Source organism: Streptomyces rugosispiralis (assembly GCF_024505145.1).
In the GTDB taxonomy this organism is placed as follows: Bacteria; Actinomycetota; Actinomycetes; order Streptomycetales; family Streptomycetaceae; genus Streptomyces; species Streptomyces rugosispiralis.
This window is the reverse complement of the sequence record NZ_JANIAA010000003.1, coordinates 98,269-116,785: the sequence shown is the minus strand read 5'-3', so window position 1 is coordinate 116,785 and position 18,517 is coordinate 98,269. Positions and strand designations below refer to the sequence as shown.

The 18,517-nt window shown below is 73.0% G+C and carries 16 protein-coding genes; 9 read left to right on the top strand and 7 right to left on the bottom strand.

The genetic code is table 11. The annotated features are described in order from the left end of the window. Nucleotides 1-255: 255 nt before the first annotated feature. Together NP777_RS06990 and NP777_RS06985 are read left to right on the top strand one after the other, a co-directional pair. Nucleotides 256-705 (top strand): Crp/Fnr family transcriptional regulator, encoded by a 450-nt coding sequence (locus tag NP777_RS06990; protein WP_020873493.1) that lies wholly within the window; start codon nucleotides 256-258, stop codon nucleotides 703-705. A gap of 123 nt (nucleotides 706-828) precedes the next feature. Beyond that, entirely contained in the window at nucleotides 829-1,521 is a 693-nt protein-coding gene (locus NP777_RS06985) for a response regulator (protein ID WP_256649176.1), read from the top strand. Between the two features lie 397 nt (nucleotides 1,522-1,918). Here NP777_RS06985 and NP777_RS06980 read toward each other — a convergent pair whose 3' ends face one another. Beyond that, nucleotides 1,919-2,416 (bottom strand): DUF6643 family protein, encoded by a 498-nt coding sequence (locus NP777_RS06980; RefSeq protein ID WP_256649175.1) that lies wholly within the window; start codon nucleotides 2,414-2,416, stop codon nucleotides 1,919-1,921. 237 nt (nucleotides 2,417-2,653) lie between these two features. On the opposite strand from NP777_RS06980, the gene NP777_RS06975 reads away from it, so the two are divergent. Continuing rightward, complete coding sequence (locus NP777_RS06975; protein ID WP_256649490.1) at nucleotides 2,654-4,072, top strand: TerD family protein; 1,419 nt, start codon at nucleotides 2,654-2,656, stop codon at nucleotides 4,070-4,072. A 49-nt stretch (nucleotides 4,073-4,121) separates the two neighbouring features. Here NP777_RS06975 and NP777_RS06970 read toward each other — a convergent pair whose 3' ends face one another. Continuing rightward, a complete protein-coding gene (locus NP777_RS06970) occupies nucleotides 4,122-5,450 on the bottom strand; it encodes a glycosyltransferase (protein ID WP_256649489.1) in 1,329 nt (442 codons plus the stop codon). An 80-nt stretch (nucleotides 5,451-5,530) separates the two neighbouring features. On the opposite strand from NP777_RS06970, the gene NP777_RS06965 reads away from it, so the two are divergent. Continuing rightward, nucleotides 5,531-6,325 (top strand): glutamate racemase, encoded by a 795-nt coding sequence (locus tag NP777_RS06965; RefSeq protein WP_256649174.1) that lies wholly within the window; start codon nucleotides 5,531-5,533, stop codon nucleotides 6,323-6,325. 98 nt (nucleotides 6,326-6,423) lie between these two features. Beyond that, a complete protein-coding gene (locus NP777_RS06960; protein WP_256649173.1) occupies nucleotides 6,424-6,981 on the top strand; it encodes a hypothetical protein in 558 nt (185 codons plus the stop codon). A gap of 71 nt (nucleotides 6,982-7,052) precedes the next feature. On the opposite strand, the gene NP777_RS06955 is transcribed toward NP777_RS06960, so the two are convergent. Then, nucleotides 7,053-8,078: an O-antigen ligase family protein gene (locus NP777_RS06955; protein ID WP_256649172.1), complete on the bottom strand. Its 1,026-nt coding sequence runs from the start codon at nucleotides 8,076-8,078 to the stop codon at nucleotides 7,053-7,055. Between the two features lie 203 nt (nucleotides 8,079-8,281). On the opposite strand from NP777_RS06955, the gene NP777_RS06950 reads away from it, so the two are divergent. From NP777_RS06950 to NP777_RS06940, 3 genes are all read left to right on the top strand, one after another. Then, nucleotides 8,282-8,761, top strand: coding sequence for an NUDIX hydrolase (locus tag NP777_RS06950; protein WP_256649171.1), 480 nt, complete (start codon nucleotides 8,282-8,284; stop codon nucleotides 8,759-8,761). 55 nt (nucleotides 8,762-8,816) lie between these two features. After that, nucleotides 8,817-9,623, top strand: a complete 807-nt coding sequence (locus tag NP777_RS06945; protein WP_256649170.1) for a 3-hydroxybutyrate dehydrogenase — start codon at nucleotides 8,817-8,819, stop codon at nucleotides 9,621-9,623. A 221-nt stretch (nucleotides 9,624-9,844) separates the two neighbouring features. Further along, on the top strand, nucleotides 9,845-11,965 hold the full coding sequence (locus tag NP777_RS06940; RefSeq protein ID WP_391858467.1) for a helix-turn-helix domain-containing protein: 2,121 nt from the start codon (nucleotides 9,845-9,847) through the stop codon (nucleotides 11,963-11,965). Here the strand turns inward: NP777_RS06940 and NP777_RS06935 are convergent. Both NP777_RS06935 and NP777_RS06930 read right to left on the bottom strand, forming a co-directional pair. After that, on the bottom strand, nucleotides 11,959-13,401 hold the full coding sequence (locus NP777_RS06935; protein ID WP_256649168.1) for an MFS transporter: 1,443 nt from the start codon (nucleotides 13,399-13,401) through the stop codon (nucleotides 11,959-11,961). The genes NP777_RS06940 and NP777_RS06935 overlap by 7 nt on opposite strands. Before the next feature lie 212 nt (nucleotides 13,402-13,613). Further along, entirely contained in the window at nucleotides 13,614-14,294 is a 681-nt protein-coding gene (locus tag NP777_RS06930; protein WP_256649167.1) for a TetR/AcrR family transcriptional regulator, read from the bottom strand. 123 nt (nucleotides 14,295-14,417) lie between these two features. Here NP777_RS06930 and NP777_RS06925 point away from each other — a divergent pair, with 123 nt between their 5' ends. Further along, complete coding sequence (locus NP777_RS06925) at nucleotides 14,418-15,632, top strand: cytochrome P450 family protein (protein ID WP_256649166.1); 1,215 nt, start codon at nucleotides 14,418-14,420, stop codon at nucleotides 15,630-15,632. Between the two features lie 74 nt (nucleotides 15,633-15,706). Here the strand turns inward: NP777_RS06925 and NP777_RS06920 are convergent, their stop codons facing one another. Both NP777_RS06920 and NP777_RS06915 read right to left on the bottom strand, forming a co-directional pair. Continuing rightward, on the bottom strand, nucleotides 15,707-17,068 hold the full coding sequence (locus tag NP777_RS06920) for a cytochrome P450 (protein ID WP_256649165.1): 1,362 nt from the start codon (nucleotides 17,066-17,068) through the stop codon (nucleotides 15,707-15,709). Between the two features lie 82 nt (nucleotides 17,069-17,150). Further along, the gene (locus tag NP777_RS06915) at nucleotides 17,151-18,512 is read right to left on the bottom strand and encodes a cytochrome P450 (protein ID WP_256649164.1); all 1,362 of its coding nucleotides are present in this window, start codon (nucleotides 18,510-18,512) and stop codon (nucleotides 17,151-17,153) included. Nucleotides 18,513-18,517 lie beyond the last annotated feature (5 nt).

Below are 18,517 nucleotides of genomic sequence, written 5' to 3'. Positions count from 1 at the left end.
CCTCCCGTTTGGTGACGAGTACGAGCGACAACACAGGGTCGGTGAAGCAGCCGAGGGTACGGGGAGCGGCGCCTCATTGGTCACAACGACCACGAATGACGTGTCATATCGGAAACGTGACCGAAAATGGGTAAGGGTGAAGCGATACCCGATCGACGGCGTATCGCTTTGGATCGGCTGTCTCTTGTCAGCACGGCTCGTCCGCTCAGAGACCGCCGAGGGGCGAGGGGGGAGAGGAGACGGCAGAGTGAGGTCATGATGGGACTGCTGAGCGCGCTGAAGACCGAACACCGTGAGCGGCTGATGGCGCTCGCCCACGATGTGTCCTTCCCCTCGGGCGGCCGCATCTTCGAGGAGGGCCGCAAGGCCGACCGCTTCTGGATCATCCGCACCGGCGCGGTCACCCTCGATCTGCATGTCCCGGGGCGGCGGGCCGCGGTGATCGAGACCCTCGGCCCCGGAGAGCTCATCGGCTGGTCCTGGCTCTTCCCGCCGGACACCTGGCACCTGGGCGCGGAGGCGCTCAGCCCGGTGCGTGCGCACGAGTTCAACGCCGAGGCGGTGCGCCGGCTGTGCGACGAGGACCCGGAGCTCGGCTACGCCCTCGCACTCGCCTGCGCCCAGGTGATCGGGCGCCGGCTGCAGAGCGCCCGCACCCGGCTGCTGGACCTGTACGGGCCCTACGCGGGCGGAATCTCGCCATGACCGGACCGGAGGGCGCAGCCGGCGGCCCGGGGGCCGAACGGCCCCTTACGCTTCCCCGCACCAGAACGTAAAGCTGGGCAGCCGGATCGCGACCGGCGACCCGCGCGCCATGGAGGAGAGGCCGTGCCCCAGACAGCCGACCCCGACGGCCCCATCGGGGTCTTTCTGCTCGACGACCACGAGGTGGTGCGGCGCGGACTGCGTGATCTGCTCGACGCCGAATCCGATCTGAAGGTGGTCGGCGAGGCGGCCAACGCCCGCGAGGCCATCGCCCGCGCCCCCGCCGTACGGCCACAGGTCGCGGTGCTCGACGTACGGCTGGGCTCCTCGGGCGAGGGCGGGGACCACGAAGGGATCGAGGTCTGCCGGGAGTTGCGGGCCCGGCTCCCCGATCTCGCCTGCCTGATGCTGACGTCCTTCGACGACGACGAGGCGCTGTTCGACGCCATCATGGCCGGGGCCGCGGGCTATGTGCTCAAGCAGATCAACGGGTCCGACCTGGTGTCGGCGGTGCGCACCGTGGCCGAGGGCCGCTCCATGCTCGACCCCGGCGCCACCGCCCGGGTGATGGCCCGGCTGCGCGGCCCCGCGCCGAGCGGGCCGGTGGAACTGGAGAAGCTGTCCCCGCGGGAGCGGGAGATCCTCCAGCTCATCGGCGATGGGCTGACCAACCGGCAGATCGCCGAGCGGCTGTTCCTGGCCGAGAAGACCGTCAAGAACCGCATCTCCTCGATCCTGGCCAAGCTGGGCGTGGGACGGCGCATCCAGGCCGCGGTGATCGCCGAGCGGATCAAGGAGCGCGAAGCGGGTCAGTGAGCCCGTGGGCGGTGTGGCGGGACGCGGATGACGTCCTTACGGTGGCCGCCACGGTTCCTTACGGTGGCCGCCACGGTGGCCGCGTGCGTTTCGCGTGGAGCGCGAGACCGGTCCCCTACCGGCCCCGCGCCCCACGCCGAACGGGGCGGACCGGTCGACATGCTCATCACCGCAGTGGAGTGAGAGCCCGGCCCACCCCCGGTGGTGGAGGTGGCTCGCGGAACTGCGGTCCAGCATCGCGGTGTGCCCCGACGCCGGGGAGGGGCCGAACGGCCCTCATAAATCGGGCGCGGACGCCCCTCACGACAAATCAGGGGCCGGACGGGGACACCCCATCCGGCCCGGACCTTCCCGCGACCGGGCACGGCTGCCCGGTCGCATCACCTCCCGACGTGTGTCAGTAGCCGCCTCCCGGCTGCGGCGGCCGGCCGCCCGGGTACTGCTGACGGCCGTAAGGGTCGTCGTACTGAGAGGGCGCGGGCGCCGCCGGGCGAGGCGCGACCGGACGCGTCATGGCCGGGCGCATCGCCTCGTACCCCATCGGCGAGGCCGGCGCGGGGCGCTGCGTCTGCGGCTGCTGGGCGCCCGGGTAGCCCCGCGGTCCCGTCGACTGCGGCGGGATGTAGGGCGAGTGCGCCTGCTGCAGACCGGTGGGCTGCGGCGCGTGCTGCTGGTAGCCCTGGTGCATGGGCTGCGGGGAGGGGGCGGCCGGCAGTGCGGGGAGCGCCGAGGGCAGCGCCGGAAGGTGGCTTCCGGTGTCGTAGGCCGACGGCACCCTGATGGGTGCGATCTGCGGTGTCCCCCGCTCGGCGACAAGACTGTCGTAGATGGGGGTGTCCGGGAAGGACGGCGAGGAGTAGTAGCCGCCACCGTAAGTGCTGCGGGGGGAGGTCATAGACCATAAGTTAAGCCCACCATGTGCTGATTGGGGAGTCCGGTAGGAGGGTTGTTTTCAGTGTTCGGAGTGGCCGTGGATCCCCAATCCGAGCGAACCAGGGAAAATCGGTCGTCAGGGTACGTTGAGATCGTGTAAAGAGCGCGTTTTCAGCGGGTAGCCACCCGTCGTCCGCGCTGTGCGACGGCTGTACGGCCCGATCCGAGCGAACAGAGAGGCAGGGGGACGGAAATGGCGATGCGCAAGGGCGGTAACACGCCAGTACCGGCTGACGCGGTACGGATCGAGCTCGGCTGGCGCGCCGGTCCGGGGGCGCCGGACGTGGACGCCTCGGCGCTGCTGCTGGTGTCCGGAAAAGTCAGGTCCGACGGGGACTTCGTGTTCTACAACCAGGCGGCGCACTCCTCCGGCGCGGTGCGCCACGAGGGGAAGCGGACCGCGGGTGACACCGTGACCGACGCCCTTTCGGTGGACCTCGCCCGCGTCGAGCCCGCCGTCGACACCGTGGTCCTCGCGGCCTCGGCCGATGGCGGAACGTTCGGTCAGGTCCCCGGTCTGCACATCAGGGTGCTGAACGCGGCGGGCGGCGCGGAGGTCGCCCGCTTCGACAGCGAGGACGCCACGGTCGAGACCGCCTTCGTCCTCGGCGAGCTGTACCGCAGGCAGGGCGCCTGGAAGTTCCGCGCGGTGGGCCAGGGGTACCAGAGCGGTCTCGCGGGGCTCGCCACGGACTTCGGCATCACGGTCGACGAGCCGCAGCAGGCGCCGGCTCAGCCCGCCGCCCCGGCTCCCGCCCCCGCGGCCCCGCCGAACGCCGGGCAGAATCCGTACGCGGCGCAGAACCCGTACCCGGCCGCGCAGAACCCGTACGCGGCGCCGCCCGCCGCCCCCGCGCCGCTGTCCGGCCCGCCCGCCGGGGCGTACCCGCCTCCGGCGCCCACGGCCGTCTCCACGCCGCTTCCGCCGCCCCCGCCCACCGCACCGGCCGCCCCGGCCCCCGGGCCCGCCTCGGCGCCGGTGAGCCTCAGCAAGGTCACCCTGACGAAGGAGGCGCCCTCGGTCTCGCTGACCAAGCAGGGCGGCACCTCCGGCGCCATGCGGATCAACCTCAACTGGCAGGTGCACAAGCAGTTCTCGGGGTGGGCCTCCAAGCTGGGCCGGGCGATGGCCATGCACAGCGACCTCGATCTCGACCTGGGGGCGCTGTTCGAACTCTCCGACGGCAGCAAGGGCGTGGTCCAGGCGCTCGGCAACTCCTTCGGCTCGCTGCACCAGCCACCCTTCATCCAGCTGGACGCCGACGACCGGACCGGTGCCCGGGCGACCGGTGAGAACCTCACCATCAACCTCGACCACCAGAAGCTGTTCCGCCGGATCCTGGTCTTCGTGACCATCTACGAGGGCGCCCGCAGCTTCGCCAACCTTCACGCCACGGTCACCCTGCAGCCGCAGTTCGGTGCCCCGATCGACTTCTCGCTCGACGAGTGCACGGTCCCGTCCCCGGTCTGCGCGCTCGCGCTCATCACCAACACCGGCGGTGAGCTCGTCGTACAGCGCGAGGCCCGCTATCTGGTGCCGCAGCGCGGCACCAGTCCGCAGCGCACCCTCGACCACGCCTACGGCTGGGGCATGAACTGGACCCCCGGCCGCAAGTGAATCCCCGGTGCACGGGGCGTGGCCGTCAGGGCGCGGCGGGGCGTGGCCGTCAGGGCGCGGCGCTGGGGCGGGTGTAGGTACGCCCCTTCCAGGCCGCGCCCTGCCCGAGGTAATGCCGCACCGCCGAGTCCACGGTCATCAGCAGATAGAGAAGGGCCGTCAGGGGCAGCAGCGGCGCCAGCCACAGCGTCTGCCGGTAGTAGCGCAGCATCGGGATGTAGGTGCCCGCCATCAGCGCCCAGGCGGCGGCGCCCATCGCCAGCGGCGCGGGACGCTCCGTCAGCACCCCGGCGACCACGGCCGCGGGCGGCACGAGATACACCACCGCCAGCCCCGCGACCGTCACCAGCAACAGCAGCGGGTTGTGGCGCAGCTGGGTGTACGCGCTGCGCGAGACCATCCGCCACAGCTCGCCCAGCCGCGGATACGGCCGCACGCTGTCGACCCGGTCGGCCAGCCCGAGCCAGATCCGTCCGCCGGACCGTTTCACCGTGCGGGCCAGCGCCACGTCGTCGATGACCGACTGCCGGATCGCCTCGGGGACCCCGGTTCGCTCGGCCGCCTCCCGGCGCAGCAGCACACAGCCGCCCGCGGCCGCCGCGGTGCGCCCCCGGGGCCGGTTGACCCACCGAAAGGGGTACAGCTGCGCGAAGAAGTAGACAAAGGCGGGCACGATCAGCCGCTCCCAGTAGGTCACCACCCGCAGCCGCGCCATCTGGGAGACCAGATCCAGCCCGTTCGCCTCGGCCGCGCGCACCAACTCCCGCAGGGAGTCCGGCTCATGCGCGATATCCGCGTCCGTCAGCAGCAGGTAGTCCACCCCGGCGTCGCCCTTACGGTCCGCACGGTCCGTGTCCCGGCCGTCCGCGTCCCTACGGTCCGCACTGCCCACGTCCTTACGGTCCGCACCGTCCGCGTCGCCACGGTGCGCGTCGCCACGGTCCGCGGCGAGGCGGGTCGTGGCGAGCGCCATCCCGTGCCGCACCGCCCACAGCTTGCCGGTCCAGCCGGGGCCGGGTTCGCCGGGGGAGCCGACGGTCAGCGGCAGGCCGCCGTGCTCGTCGGCGAGTTCACGGGCCAGCTTTCCGGTGCCGTCCGAGCTGCCGTCGTCGATCAGGAAGATCTCCGCCGGCCCCGGATAGTCCTGGGCGAGCAGCGAGGGCAGGCTGGCCGGAAGCACCGCGGACTCGTCCCGGGCGGGCACCACGACGGCCACCGAGGGCCACCCCGCGGGCTCCGGCGGCCCGGACCCGTCCGGCTCCGGCGGCGCCGAGCCGTCCGGGCCGGTCCGGGGCAGCCGTACGTCCGTACGCCAGAAGAAGCCCTGGCCCAGCAGCAGCCACAGCCATGCGGCCAACGACCCGGCGGCGATCCACATCAGCGCGCTCACCCGCCGAAGTCTGCCCGAAGGTGCGCCCGGCGGACGGGCGCACGGGACCGATCCATTAAAGTGACCGGGTGAAGATCGCGCTCATGGACTCCGGAATCGGACTGTTGCCCACCGCCGCCGCGATGCGCCGACTGCGACCGGACGCCGATCTCGTCCTCTCGTCCGACCCCGCCACCATGCCGTGGGGCCCGCGCACCCCCGAGGGCGTCACCGGGCTGGCCCTGGGCTGCGCCCGGGCCGCGGCCGCGCACCGCCCCGACGCGCTGATCGTCGCCTGCAACACCGCCTCCGTCCACGCCCTGCCCGCGCTGCGCGCCGCACTGGAGCCCGAGCTGCCGGTCATCGGCACCGTGCCCGCCATCAAGCCCGCGGCGGCCGGGGGAGGGCCGATCGCGATCTGGGCCACCCCGGCCACCACCGGCAGCCCGTACCAGCGCGGACTGATCCGCGACTTCGCGGACGGCGTCGAGGTGACCGAGGTGCCGTGCCCGGGGCTCGCGGACGCGGTGCAGTACGCCGACAACGAGGGGATCGACGCCGCGGTGGCCGCCGCGGCGGCACGCACCCCGCGCGATGTAACGACCGTCGTCCTGGGCTGCACCCATTACGAACTCGTCGCCGACCGCATCCGGACCGCCGTACAGCAGCCGGACGCGCCGCCGATCGTCCTCCACGGCTCGGCCGGGGCCGTCGCCGCCCAGGCCCTGCGCCGGATCGGCGCCGACCCGTTCCCGCCGGACGGACCGGTCACCCCGGGCGGTCTCACCGTCATCCTCGGCGGACGCGAGGCCGCCCTGCCGGAGGTCGCCCTGACCTACGCCGAAGGCGTGCTGCTGGCACCCGTCGCCCCGACACGCGCTTGACGGCGATGCCTCGTGCGGTGAGCTGACCGAAACGCTCCTCACCAGCGGATTCCCCCGCCCCGCTGCCGTGGTGCCGGAAGGTGAGTACGCTGCCAACCATGAGGCACCACGACCACGGAGAGCCGACCGCCCACGGGCAGCCGCCCGCGGTCTGGATCGGACGGGCCCACAATCGCGTGCAGTGGCTGCTGGCCGTGGCGGGCGCCGCGTGCCTGGCGCTCGGTGTCGACCTCGCGGTCGACTCGCCCTGGGGCTCGGGCATCGCCCCGCTCCTGATGGCCGTCATCGGCTGTGTCGCCGCCGGGCTGCTGATGCTCTTCGGCACCCTCGCCTTCGTCCATGTGGCGGTACGGGTGGACGACGAGGTGCTGGAGATCCGCTGCGGCCATATGGGGCTCCCACGCCGCCGCATCCCGCTCAGCGACGTGGTCCACGCCGATGTGGCCCGTAAGGTCACCCCCTGCCAGTGGGGCGGCTGGGGCTACCGCTGGCGCCCCGAGAAGGGCACCGCGGTGGTGGTGCGCAGGGGCGAGGGCGTGGTGGTCCGCCTCGGGGACGGCCGCGTCTTCACGGTCACGGTGGACGACGCCGAGGCGGCGGTCCGGGTCATCCGCGACCGGCTGCGGCTGATCGCGGCCCGCACCTCCCAGGTCTAGCCGATCCCCGTTCCCCTCTTTCGGGGGATGCGCTCTCTTCTTCCGGGGCTCCCGGGGCTCCCGGGGCTCGCTCATGGCACCGCTCCCGGGTCGTCGGTCAGGCGGCGGGCGGTCGCCAGTCCGGCGAGGAGGCCCGCTCCCGCGGTGATCTGGGAGAAGCTGAGAGCGTTGCCCAGACAGGACTCGACGGCCAGGGCCGTGAGCGTCGCGGCAGCCGTAAGGACCACGGGAGTGGGACGCGGGGAGCGCCACAGGGCGTGGAGCATCCAGCCGAAGGCCGCGCCCAGCAGGGCCACCCCCGGCAGCCCCTGGCCGGCCGCCTGCTGTAACGGCGCCGAATGCGGCTTGGCCTCCGGGCCCAGCGGCTGGGTCACCGCGGGGCTCAGCTCGCCGAAGCGGTCCGGGCCCGCACCGCGCAGCGGGTCCGTCTCCTCGATTCGGGCGGCGTCCTGCCACAGCCGGATCCGGTGCTCGGTGAGATGGGCGCGCAGGGCGGGCGACAGTCCGCCCGGGACCGCGTCCTCGGCCACCGCCCAGGTGCCGCCGACCGCGACCGCCGCGATCAGCGCGCACGCGGCGAGCGTCGGCAGCCGCCGCTGTGGCCGGGCGGCGATGAGCGAGCACACCAGGACGGCGCCGCTCGCCACCGAGCCGACCGTCGAGCCGCCCACCACGGCCGTCAGCGTGATCGCCGCGGCCAGCAGCCCCAGCGCCGGGCGGAGGGCCCGCGGGGCGGACCAGGCCGCGCAGCAGACCGCGCCCGTGGCCAGGGTGAGCTGGGCCGCGCCCGGCCCCTCATGGCCGCCGAGCCCGTACGGCGAGGTGCAGGCCAGGCCGAACCCCGCGAGCCCGGCGGCCGCCGCCCCGGCGACCGGCAGCAGCGATCCGGCGATCCGGCCGCAGGCGTACCCGGCGGCCACCGCCAACACCGCCAGCAGGACCCCCTCGGGGCGGGCCGGCCGCCCCATGGCCGCGATCAGCGCCCATACGGCGCAACCGGCCAGGATCAGAACCCCCGCGACATCGGACGCACCGGCGCAGCCGTCCGCCGGTCTGCCGTGGTCCCGCACGGCAGGCTCCACCACTGATGACGTCATCCCGCCGACCCCCCGTCGTGACGGGCACCGCGCCGACGCCCTTACGGCCGTCGCGCGAGCCATGACACCCGAAACCGTAGCGCTTGTCGTAAGGAATGTGTATATGGTGCGCAGAAACGATGAGTCGGTCGTGAAACGCCCGCCGTGGAGAGCGCCGTACGGCAGCCGCGCACGCCCGCGTTTCCGCCCGATACCCTCGGCCCATGCCGACCCCCGACTTCATCCGTGACCTCAGAGCCTCCATCGGCCACGAACTGCTCTATCTGCCGGGCGTGAGCGCCGTGGTCTTCGACGACCAGGACCGGGTGCTGTTGGGCCGCCGGGCCGACAACGGCCGCTGGACCATCATCTGCGGTATCCCCGAACCCGGTGAGCAGCCGGCCACGGCGGTGGTCCGCGAGGTCGAGGAGGAGACCGCGGTGCGCTGCGTCCCCGAACGCATCGTGCTCGTGAGGACCCTGGCACCGGTGACCTACCCCAACGACGACAAGTGCCAGTTCGTGGACGTCTGCTTCCGCTGCCGCGCGGTCGGCGGCGAGGCCCGGGTGAACGACGACGAGTCGCTGGACGTCGGCTGGTTCCCGCTCGACGCGCTGCCCGAGATGGAGGACTTCTCCCTGTCCCGGATCAAGCAGGCGCTCGAGGACGGCCCGACATGGTTCGAGCCCATCGTCGGGGAGTGAAGTATGTGCCGCCCCCACATCGGTCCGGGCCCGACGGCTGCCTAATGTGCCCCTCATGAGCGCGTCCACCACACCAGGCCCGGACTCACGGCCGTCCGGCGGCCTCGATCTCTCCGGCCGTACCGCACTCGTCACGGGCGCCGCCGGGGGCATCGGCCGGGCCTGCACGCTGCGGCTGGCCACCGCCGGGGCGCGGGTGCGGGCCGTCGACCTGGACGCCGAGGGCCTTACCGACCTCGCCGCCGCGGCCTCCGGACTGCCCGGCCCGGTCGAGGCCCACCCTCTGGACCTCACCGACCTCGACGCCGCCGAGCGGGCCGCCGCGGGCACCGACATCCTGGTCAACAACGCCGGGCTCCAACTCGTGCGGCCCATCGAGGACTTTCCGCCCGAGGTCTTCTCCCGGGTGCTCACCGTGATGCTCGAGGCCCCCTTCCGGCTGGTGCGCGGCGCGCTGCCGCATATGTACGCCCAGGGCTGGGGCCGGATCGTGAACATCTCCTCGGTGCACGGGCTGCGCGCCTCCCCGTACAAGTCGGCCTATGTGGCCGCCAAACACGGTCTGGAGGGGCTCTCCAAGGTCGCCGCCCTGGAGGGCGCGGAGCACGGGGTGACGTCCAACTGCGTCAACCCCGGCTATGTGCGCACCCCGCTCGTCGAGCGGCAGATCGCCGATCAGGCCGAGGCCCACGGGATCTCCCCGGAGCGGGTCGTCGCCGAGGTGATGCTGGCCGACGCGGCGGTCAAGCGGCTGGTCGAGCCCGAGGAGGTCGCCGAGGCCGTCGCGTACCTCTGCGGTCCGCACACGTCCTTCATCACCGGGGCCTCGCTCAGCATGGACGGCGGATGGACCGCCCACTGAGCGGCCCATCGGATCGGTCCCCGGCCCTTGATGGCCGATTGGCTCAGCCACTGGACCATGAAAGCCGATTGGCCGAGCCACCGGCGGACGGTGGCCGATTGGCTGAGCCCTCTCCGGATGGTGGCCCATTGGCTCAGCCACCGGACCACCTATTGCCCGGCCGCCCCGTCGGCAAGGCACCGGGCCGCCTTACGGCTGGCGCCGCCGCGCCCGGCGGGGGTATGCCTGTGCCCATGCCCGACGACCGGCCGGAGACGCCCTACCTGGAACTGCTCGCACGTGGCGCGCCCGCCGAGGCGTACGAGCGCCCGGTGCTGCGCGCCCGCGCCGAGAAGGCCCCGGCCGACCGGCTGGCCGCCCTGGAGCACGCCAAGCTGCTCGCCCTGCGGGTGCGGGGTGAGCTGGAGGGGCGACGGCGCCGCGAGGCCGAGCTGTCCGCGCTCTTCGAGACCGCCCACGACCTGGCGGGGCTGCGCGACCTGGACGCGGTGCTCCAGGCCATCGTGCAGCGCGCCCGCTCCCTGCTGGGCACCGAGGTGGCCTATCTGACGCTCAACGACCCGACGGCCGGTGACACCTATATGAGGGTCACCGACGGTTCGGTCTCGGCCCGCTTCCAGCAGCTTCGGCTCGGCATGGGGGAGGGGCTCGGCGGTCTGGTGGCCCAGACCGCCCGCCCCTATGTGACCGAGAGCTACTTCCACGATCCCCGGTTCCAGCACACCCACGCCATCGACGCGGGCGTCAGGGACGAGGGACTCGTCGCCATCCTCGGGGTGCCGCTGCTGCTCGGCAGCGGTGTCATCGGCGTGCTGTTCGCGGCCGACCGCCGGGCCCGGGTGTTCGAACGCGAGCAGATCGCGCTGGTCGGCTCGTTCGCCGCCCACGCGGCCGTGGCCATCGACACCGCCCATCTGCTCGCCGAGACCCGTACGGCGCTCGCCGAGCTGGAGGCCGCCAATGAGATCATCCGGGACCGCAGCCGGGTCATCGAGCGCGCCTCCGACGTCCACGACCGGCTCACCGAGCTGGTGCTGCGCGGTGGCGGGGTGCACGACGTGGCCGACGCCCTGGCCGAGGTGCTCAGCGGTTCGGTGGAGTTCCTCGAGGCCGACGAGGCGCCCGCGGCGGCCGTCGACCGGTCCCGGGCCGATGGTCACGCGGTGCGCGACGGCGAGGAGGACTGGGTCGCCGCGGTCTCGGCGGGCGGCGAACTGCTCGGCGCGCTCGTGCTGCGCGGCCACCCCCGGCTCGACCCCGTGGACCAGCGCACCCTGGAGCGCGCCGCGATGGTCACCTCGCTGCTGCAGCTCGCCCGCCGCTCCGCGGGCGAGGCCGAACAGCGGGTCCGCGGTGAGCTCCTTGACGACCTCCTCGACGCCCCCGACCGCGAGCCCCGGCTGCTGCGCGAGCGCGCCGCGCGGCTCGAGGCGGACCTGGACACTCCCCATGTGGTGCTCGCCGCCGGCATCGAGGCCCCGGGCCCCGGCACACCCGCCACCGGGTGCGGCAACGCACACGGCAACGCACACGGCACCACGCACGGCACCACGCACGGCACCACGCACGGCACCACGCACGGCAACACCCACGGAACCGGGCCCGGAAGCACGTCGACCACGTCCGGCACCTCGAGCACGTCCGGCACCTCGAGCACGTCCGGCACGTCCGGTGGCGCGCCCGCCGAGGACGCCGCGGGCCGTCGGCGGCTGTGGTCCGCCGCGTCCCATCTGGCGGCCACCCGGCACGGTCTGGCCGCCGCCCGCGACGGCGGCACCGTCCTGCTGCTGCCGCTCGCCGACGGCGACACCGCCGACGCCCTCGCCCGCCGCACCGCCCGCCAGCTGGGCACCGCCGTGCACGCCGCGGTCACCGTGGGCGCCTCCGCGCCGGTCCCGGCGCCCGCCGCGCGCCCCGGGGAGGTCGCCACGGGCTACGCCGAGGCCCGGCGCTGTCTGGCCGCCCTGCGGGTGCTGGGCCGGGCCGGACAGGGCGCCGCCGCCGAGGACTTCGGCTTCCTCGGTCTGCTGCTGGCCGGGACCCGCGAGGGCGCCCCGGACGGCACCGGCGTCCAGGACTTCGTGAACCGCACCGTGGGCGCCGTCATCGACTACGACGAGCGGCGCGGCACCGAATTGATCCGCACGCTCGACGCGTACTTCGCCGGCGGGATGAGCCCGGCCCGTACGAAGGACGCCCTCCACGTGCACGTCAACACGGTGGCGCAGCGGCTGGAGCGGGTCGGGCGGCTGCTCGGCCCCGACTGGCAGTCACCCGCCCGCTCCCTGGAGATCCAGCTCGCCCTGCGGCTGCACCGCCTGGCCTCCGCCATGGGCTACTGAGCCGAGGCCGAACGGGCCGGGCGCTCCGCCGGCTCCGCCGTCTCCGCCGCCGACCCGGACCCGGGGGAGGGGGCCGAGGTCGGTTCGACGGAGGCCAGATCGCGGTCCCGGGTCTCCTTGGCGATGCCCACGGCCACCAGGGTGAGCAGCGCCGCCGCGATCACATAGAGGGCGATCGGCGTGGCGCTGTCGTAGTCGGCCAGCAGCGCGGTGGCGATGAGCGGTGCGGGCGCACCGGCCGCGACGGACGCGAACTGCGCGCCGATCGAGGCACCCGAATACCGCATCCGGGTCGCGAACATCTCGGAGAAGAAGGCCGCCTGGGGCGCGTACATCGCCCCGTGGAAGATCAGCCCGACCGTCACGGCGAGCACCAGGGCCGGGAAGCCCTTGGTGTCGATGAGGAGGAAGAACGGGAAGGCCCACGCGCCCACGCCCACCGCGCCCAGGAGATACACCGGACGGCGCCCGATCCGGTCCGACAGCGCGCCCCATGCCGGAATGACCGCGAAGTGCACGGCCGACGCGACCAGTACGGCGTTGAGCGCGGTCTGCTTGCCCAGGCCCACATGGTCGGAGGTCGCGTAGACGAGGACGAAGGCGGTGATGACGTAGTAGCTGATGTTCTCGGCCATCCGCGCGCCCATGGCGATCAGCACATCCCGCCAGTGGTCGCGCAGGACCGCCACCAGTGGCATCTTCTCGGCGGTGTCCTCGGCCCCGCCCGCTGCCGCCTTACGGGCCTCGGCCCGGGCCAGCGCGGCCTTGAACACCGGCGATTCATCGACAGAGAGACGAATCCACAGGCCGATCAGCACCAGCACCCCCGAGAGCAGGAACGGCACCCGCCACCCCCAGGACTCGAAGGCGTCGTCGGAGAGCGTGGCCGTCAGCGCGGAGAGCACCCCGGTGGCCAGCAGTTGGCCCGCGGGGGCGCCGGTCTGCGGCCAGGACGCCCAGAACCCGCGCCGCCGCGCGTCCCCGTGCTCCGAAACCAGCAGCACCGCCCCGCCCCATTCGCCGCCCAGTGCGAACCCCTGGACCAGACGCAGCGTGGTGAGCAGTACGGGCGCCGCCGAGCCGACCGTGGCGTGGGTGGGCAGCAGCCCGATGGCGCAGGTCGCGCCGCCCATCATCAGCAGGCTCAGGATCAGCAGCTTCTTACGGCCGAGCCGGTCGCCGTAATGGCCGAAGACCAGGGCGCCGATGGGCCGGGCGGCGAAGCCGACCGCGTAGGTCAGGAACGACAGCAGCGTGCCGACGAGCGGGTCGGAGTCCGGGAAGAAGAGCTTGTTGAAGACGAGCGCGGCGGCCGAGCCGTAGAGGAAGAAGTCGTACCACTCGATGGTGGTGCCGATGAGGCTCGCGGCGACGATACGGCGCAGTGAGCCGGGCGGGGTCGGGGGAGCGGGCGCCGGAGAATCCGGGGTAGGCATGGGTCACCACTTCCGAGCGAGGTGCGGGGACGGTTTTGTGTTGCCACACCGTAGAAATCCGCAGTTCGGCTCGGATATGTAGGCGGGCGACATACTTCACCCGGCCACTGTGGTGACACGTCCTTCCCAGGCTGCCCTTCGTCGGCCGCCCCCTCGGGGCCCCGCGTCGGCCCGCCCCGGAGACCCTCTGGTCGGCCCGCCCCGGAGACCCCCTAGTCGGCGCGTCCCGTGCGCGGCCGCCGTACCTTGCCGAGCTGGAGCATGGCGGCGTTGAGCTGGTCCGGGGTGAGCGAGGGGGCCGGGAGCGGATGGGACCCCTCGGGGCGCAGCCCGTCGAGCAGCAGGGCCAGATAGCGCCGCCAGGCCAGCGGTGCGGCCACGGTCGAGCCGGGGACCGCGCGGCCGAGCGCGGCCAGCATGAACTGGAGGTCCTCCGCCGTGGCGTCCGGCCGGACCTTGCCCTGCTTCTGGGCGCGGCCCAGGAGGTCGTCGAGCGTCTTGTGGTTCTCCTTACGGAGCGCGTCGAGCGAGGGGACGCCCTGGATGCCGGTGGTCATCAGGTCGTTGGTGCCCCGGTCGGCGGCGAGCAGCCCGAAGATGCGCTCCAGGTAGGCTGTGAGCCCGGCCCAGGCGTCGGTCGCGGAGCGGGCCTCCTCGGCGGCCCGCAGAATGTCCCGAAGGGAATCGCCGAATACCGCCTCGATGAGTTCCGCCCGGCCGGCGAACCGCCGGTAGAGGGTGGCGCTGCCGACTCCGGCCCGACGGGCGATGTCGTCGAGCGGGGCGTCCACACCCTGATCCGTGTAGATCTCCCGGGCGGCAGCTATCAGCATCTCGCGGTTGCGCCGTGCGTCTCGGCGCAACGGTGTCTCTTTCTCCACACGGCTGCCCATGGCCCGCAACCCTAACACTAACCGGGGGAATCTCTCCGGTTAGGTGTTAAGATCATCGCCAGAGCGGGGAACGATCCCCGGTTCTGGCTTCGGGGGAAGCCGCCAACCGACTGAGGGGATCACATGCCCCAGGATCTGTCCGCGCTCGGCGCGGATTTCGTCGTCAACCCGTATCCGGTCTACGCACGTCTGCGGGAGCGGGGCCCGGTCCACCGGGTGCGCACCGACGTCTCCGGTGAGTTCTGGCTCGTCGTCGGCCACGAGGAGGTCCGCGCCGCGCTGACCGATCCCCGGCTGAGCAATGACGTCCGGTACTCGGCCGCGTGGCAGGACGACGGCGGCAACGCCATCGGGCGGAACATGGTGCAGACCGACCCGCCGCACCACACCCGGCTGCGGGGGCTGGTGGCCCGTGCCTTCACCCCGGGCCGGATCGAGGCCCTGCGCCCCCGCGTCCGGCAGATCGCGGACGAACTGCTGGACGCGATGGCCCCGCTGGGCCGGGCCGACCTCGTCGAGGACTACGCGCTGCCGCTGCCCCTGGCCGTCATCTGCGAGCTGCTGGGCGTGCCGGAGACGGATCGCAAGGCGTTCCACGACTGGTACCTCGAGAGCACCGACCTGAGCCGCCCGGAGGCCGCCGGTGCCGCCGCCCAGGCCCTGACGGGCTACTTCGCGGAGCTCATCGAGACCAAGCGCCGCGCATCCGGCGACGATCTGCTCAGCGCCCTGGTCCGCACCATGGACGGGGACGGCGACGCGCTCTCCGACGAGGAGATGCTCGGCATGACCTTTGTGCTGCTGGTCGCGGGCTACGAGACCTCCGCCAACCTGATCTCCAGCGGCACCCTCGCCCTGCTCCGCCACCCCGAGCAACTGGCCGCGCTGCGCGCCGACTGGTCGCTGCTGGAGGGCGCGATCGAGGAGATGCTGCGCTACGACGGCCCGGTGGAGAGCGCCGCGTTCCGCTTCACCCGGGAGCCGGTGGAGATCGCGGGCACGACCATTCCGGCCGGGGAGCCGGTCGGGGTCGTCCTGGCCGCCGGGTCGCGCGACCCCCGGCGCTTCGCCGAGCCGGACCGCTTCGACATCCGGCGCGCACCGCGCGGCCATCTCGGCTTCGGCCATGGCGTCCACCACTGTCTGGGCGCCCCGCTCGCCCGGCTCGAAGGGGCCATCGCCTTCCGGGCCCTGCTGGAGCGCTGCCCCGAGCTGGCCCTGGACGCCGATCCGGCCGAGCTCGCCTGGCGGCCCAGCCTGATGCTGCGCGGGCTGCGGCGACTGCCGGTACGTTTCACCCCGGTTCCGGACGCCCGAGCCCGCGTTCCGGACGCCTGAGCCCCCGGCCAGGAGCACTCCACGGACCGCGGTGGCCGGCCACCGCGGTCCGTAGGGTCCGTGGAGCACGGCGTTCAGCGTGGTTCCGGAATCATCCGCAGCGGACCGGCCGTGAGGCTCATCTGCGGCCTCGGCCGGATCTTCGTCCCCGGAATCGGGCGCATCCGCCAGCGGCCCGCGATCGCGGCCAGGGTGAGCGTCGCCTCCGTCATGCCGAAGACATCGCCGATGCACTTGCGGCTGCCACCGCCGAACGGCAGATACGAGCCGCGCGTCACCTCCTTGGCCCGCTCGGGGAGCCAGCGGTCCGGGTCGAAGGACTCCGGGCGGGGGAAGAGGGCCGGGTCGCGGTGCAGCACGTACGGGCTGATCAGCACGTCCGACGCCGGGGGCAGCCGCCGCCCGCCGAGCTCGGTGGTCTCGGTCGTGGTCCGGGTGAACAGCCACGCGGGCGGGAAGAGCCGCAGCGCCTCGCTGAACACCCGCTGGGTGTACGCGAGCCGGGGGACGTCGGCGTAGCGCGGGGCGCGCCCGCCCAGCACCTCGTCGACCTCGGCGTGCAGCGCGGCCTCGGCCAGGGGGTTGCGGCCGAGCAGGAACCAGGTCCAGGTCAGCGCGGAGGCGGTGGTCTCGATCCCGGCCAGCAGCAGGGTCATGACCTGGTCGTGAATCTCCTGGTCCGACATCGTGCCGCCGGTCTCGTCGTCCTGCGCCGCGAAGAGCGCGGACAGCACATCGCCGCGGTCGCCGTCGTCCGACGCCTTGTAGTCGTCGATCATGCGGTCGATGAGCTGGTTGAGCCGGGCGAGCGCGTCGTCGAAGCCCCGGTTCGCCGCGAGCGGGAGCTTGGCCAGCAGCCCGGTGGGGTCGATCGCCTGCCGGTAGGCGCCCTCCACGACGATGGGCAGACAGTGCTGGATCTCGGCCACGGCATGCGGTGCCATATCGGTCGAGAAGAGCGCACGGGCCGTCACCCGCGCGGTGAGCGCGAGCATCTCGTGGCTCACGTCGATGGGGCGGCGCGCCGTCCACGCCGTCGACTCGGCCTCGCACTCCCGCTCCATCACCTCGGCGTACTTGGCGATCCGGGCGGTGTGGAAGGCGGGCTGCACCAGCCGGCGCTGTCGCCGGTGGTCCGCCCAGTCGGAGGTGATCAGGCCGTTGCCCAGGATGGGCTTGGCCTTCTCCTTGACCGGCCCGCCGGTGTCGTAGACCCGCGCGTTCACCAGCACCTGCTGGATCAGCTCCGGATGACAGGGCAGATAGACGGGCCGGGGCCCCAGCCGGAGCTCGACCAGATCGCCGTGGGCGGGCAGGGAGGCCAGGAACTGAAGCGGTTTGCGGCCCATGAGCAGGGCATGGCCGGCCAGCGGAAGCCCGCCGGGGGCGACGGCGTGCCGCCAGTGGCGCGTCGCCGGGTGCTGCGCGGTCCTCATGCGGAAGATGTCCTTCACTCGCGAGGTGGGGTACGGAAGGTACGGGGCGCCCGGTCCGGGGCGGACCCCGGACCGGACGTCGTCAGCGCGGCTCGCACACCATGGGCAGCGGGCCGGGTTCGAGTGTCGCCTTCGGCTCGGGGCGCAACGTCGTCCCGGGCACCGGGCGCAGACGCCAGCGGCTCGCGATCGTCGCCACGATGAGGGCGGTCTCGGTCAGCGCCAGGACGTCGCCGATGCACTTGTGGCTGCCCGCGCCGAACGGGAGCAACGCCCCGCGCTCCACCTCCTTGGCGCGGTCGCCGAGCCAGCGCTCCGGGTCGAACCGCTCCGGGTCGGGGAACAGTTCGGGGTTGTGGTGCAGCGCCTGGGCGCTGTAGAGGATCATCGTCCCCGCCGGGACGGTCCGGCCGCCGAGTTCGGTCTCGTCCGCCGTGACCCGCATCGCCATCCAGGACGGCGGATACAGCCGCAGCGACTCGGTGATGACCCCGCGGGTGTACTCCAGGGACGGCAGGTCCTCGAAGGTGGGGCTGCGGCCCTCCAGGGCCTCGTCGATCTCGGCGTGCACCCGCTTCTCCACCTCCGGGTGGGCGCCCAGGAGATGGAAGACGAAGGCCAGGGTCGAGGCGGTGGTCTCGCTCCCGGCCACCAGGAAGGTGACCACCTGGTCGAGGACCTCGCCGTCGTCAAGGCCCTTCCCGGTCTCGGGGTGTTCGGCGCGCAGCAGCGTGGAGAGCAGATCGCCGTGGTCGGCGCCGGAGCGCCGGCGCTCGCGGATCATCTCGTCCACGATCTGCCGCAGCCGGGCATTGGCCCGGTCATAGCGCCGGTTGCCCGGGGTGGGGAGCTTCTCCATGATCCCCAAAGGCGCCATCGTGCGCTTGTAGATGCCGTCCGAGACGATGCGCAGACAGTGGCGTGCCTCGTCGATCGTCGCCTCGTCGATCCCGGTGGAGAACAGCGTCCGCGCGGCCACCCGCATCAGCAGGGCGTGCATGGTGTCGCTGATGTCCAGGGTGCGCCCCGGCTCCCAGGAGCCGATCGCGGCGCGGGTGTCATCGGCGACCGCGGCGGTGTAGGCGGCGATCTTAGGGGTGTGGAACGCGGGCTGGATCATCCGGCGCTGGTAGCGGTGGTCCTCGCCCCGGGAGACCGAGAGGCTGTTCCCGAGCAGCTGCCGCGCCTTGTCGAAGACCCCGCCCTTGTCGAACACCCGGGGATTGAGCAGCACCTGACGGACCAGCTCGGGGTGGCAGGCCAGATAGGCGCGGCTGGGTCCCAGCCTGACCTCCACCAGATCGCCGTGGGCGGGCAGGGAGGCCAGGAACTGAAGCGGACGGCGCCAGAGCGCCAGGGTGTGCCCCAGCAGCGGCACCGAGCCGGGCGCGGTGCCGGTGGTCCAGGAGCGCTCCGGCTGTGCGGAGCTCTTCGCGGGAGTCACGGATC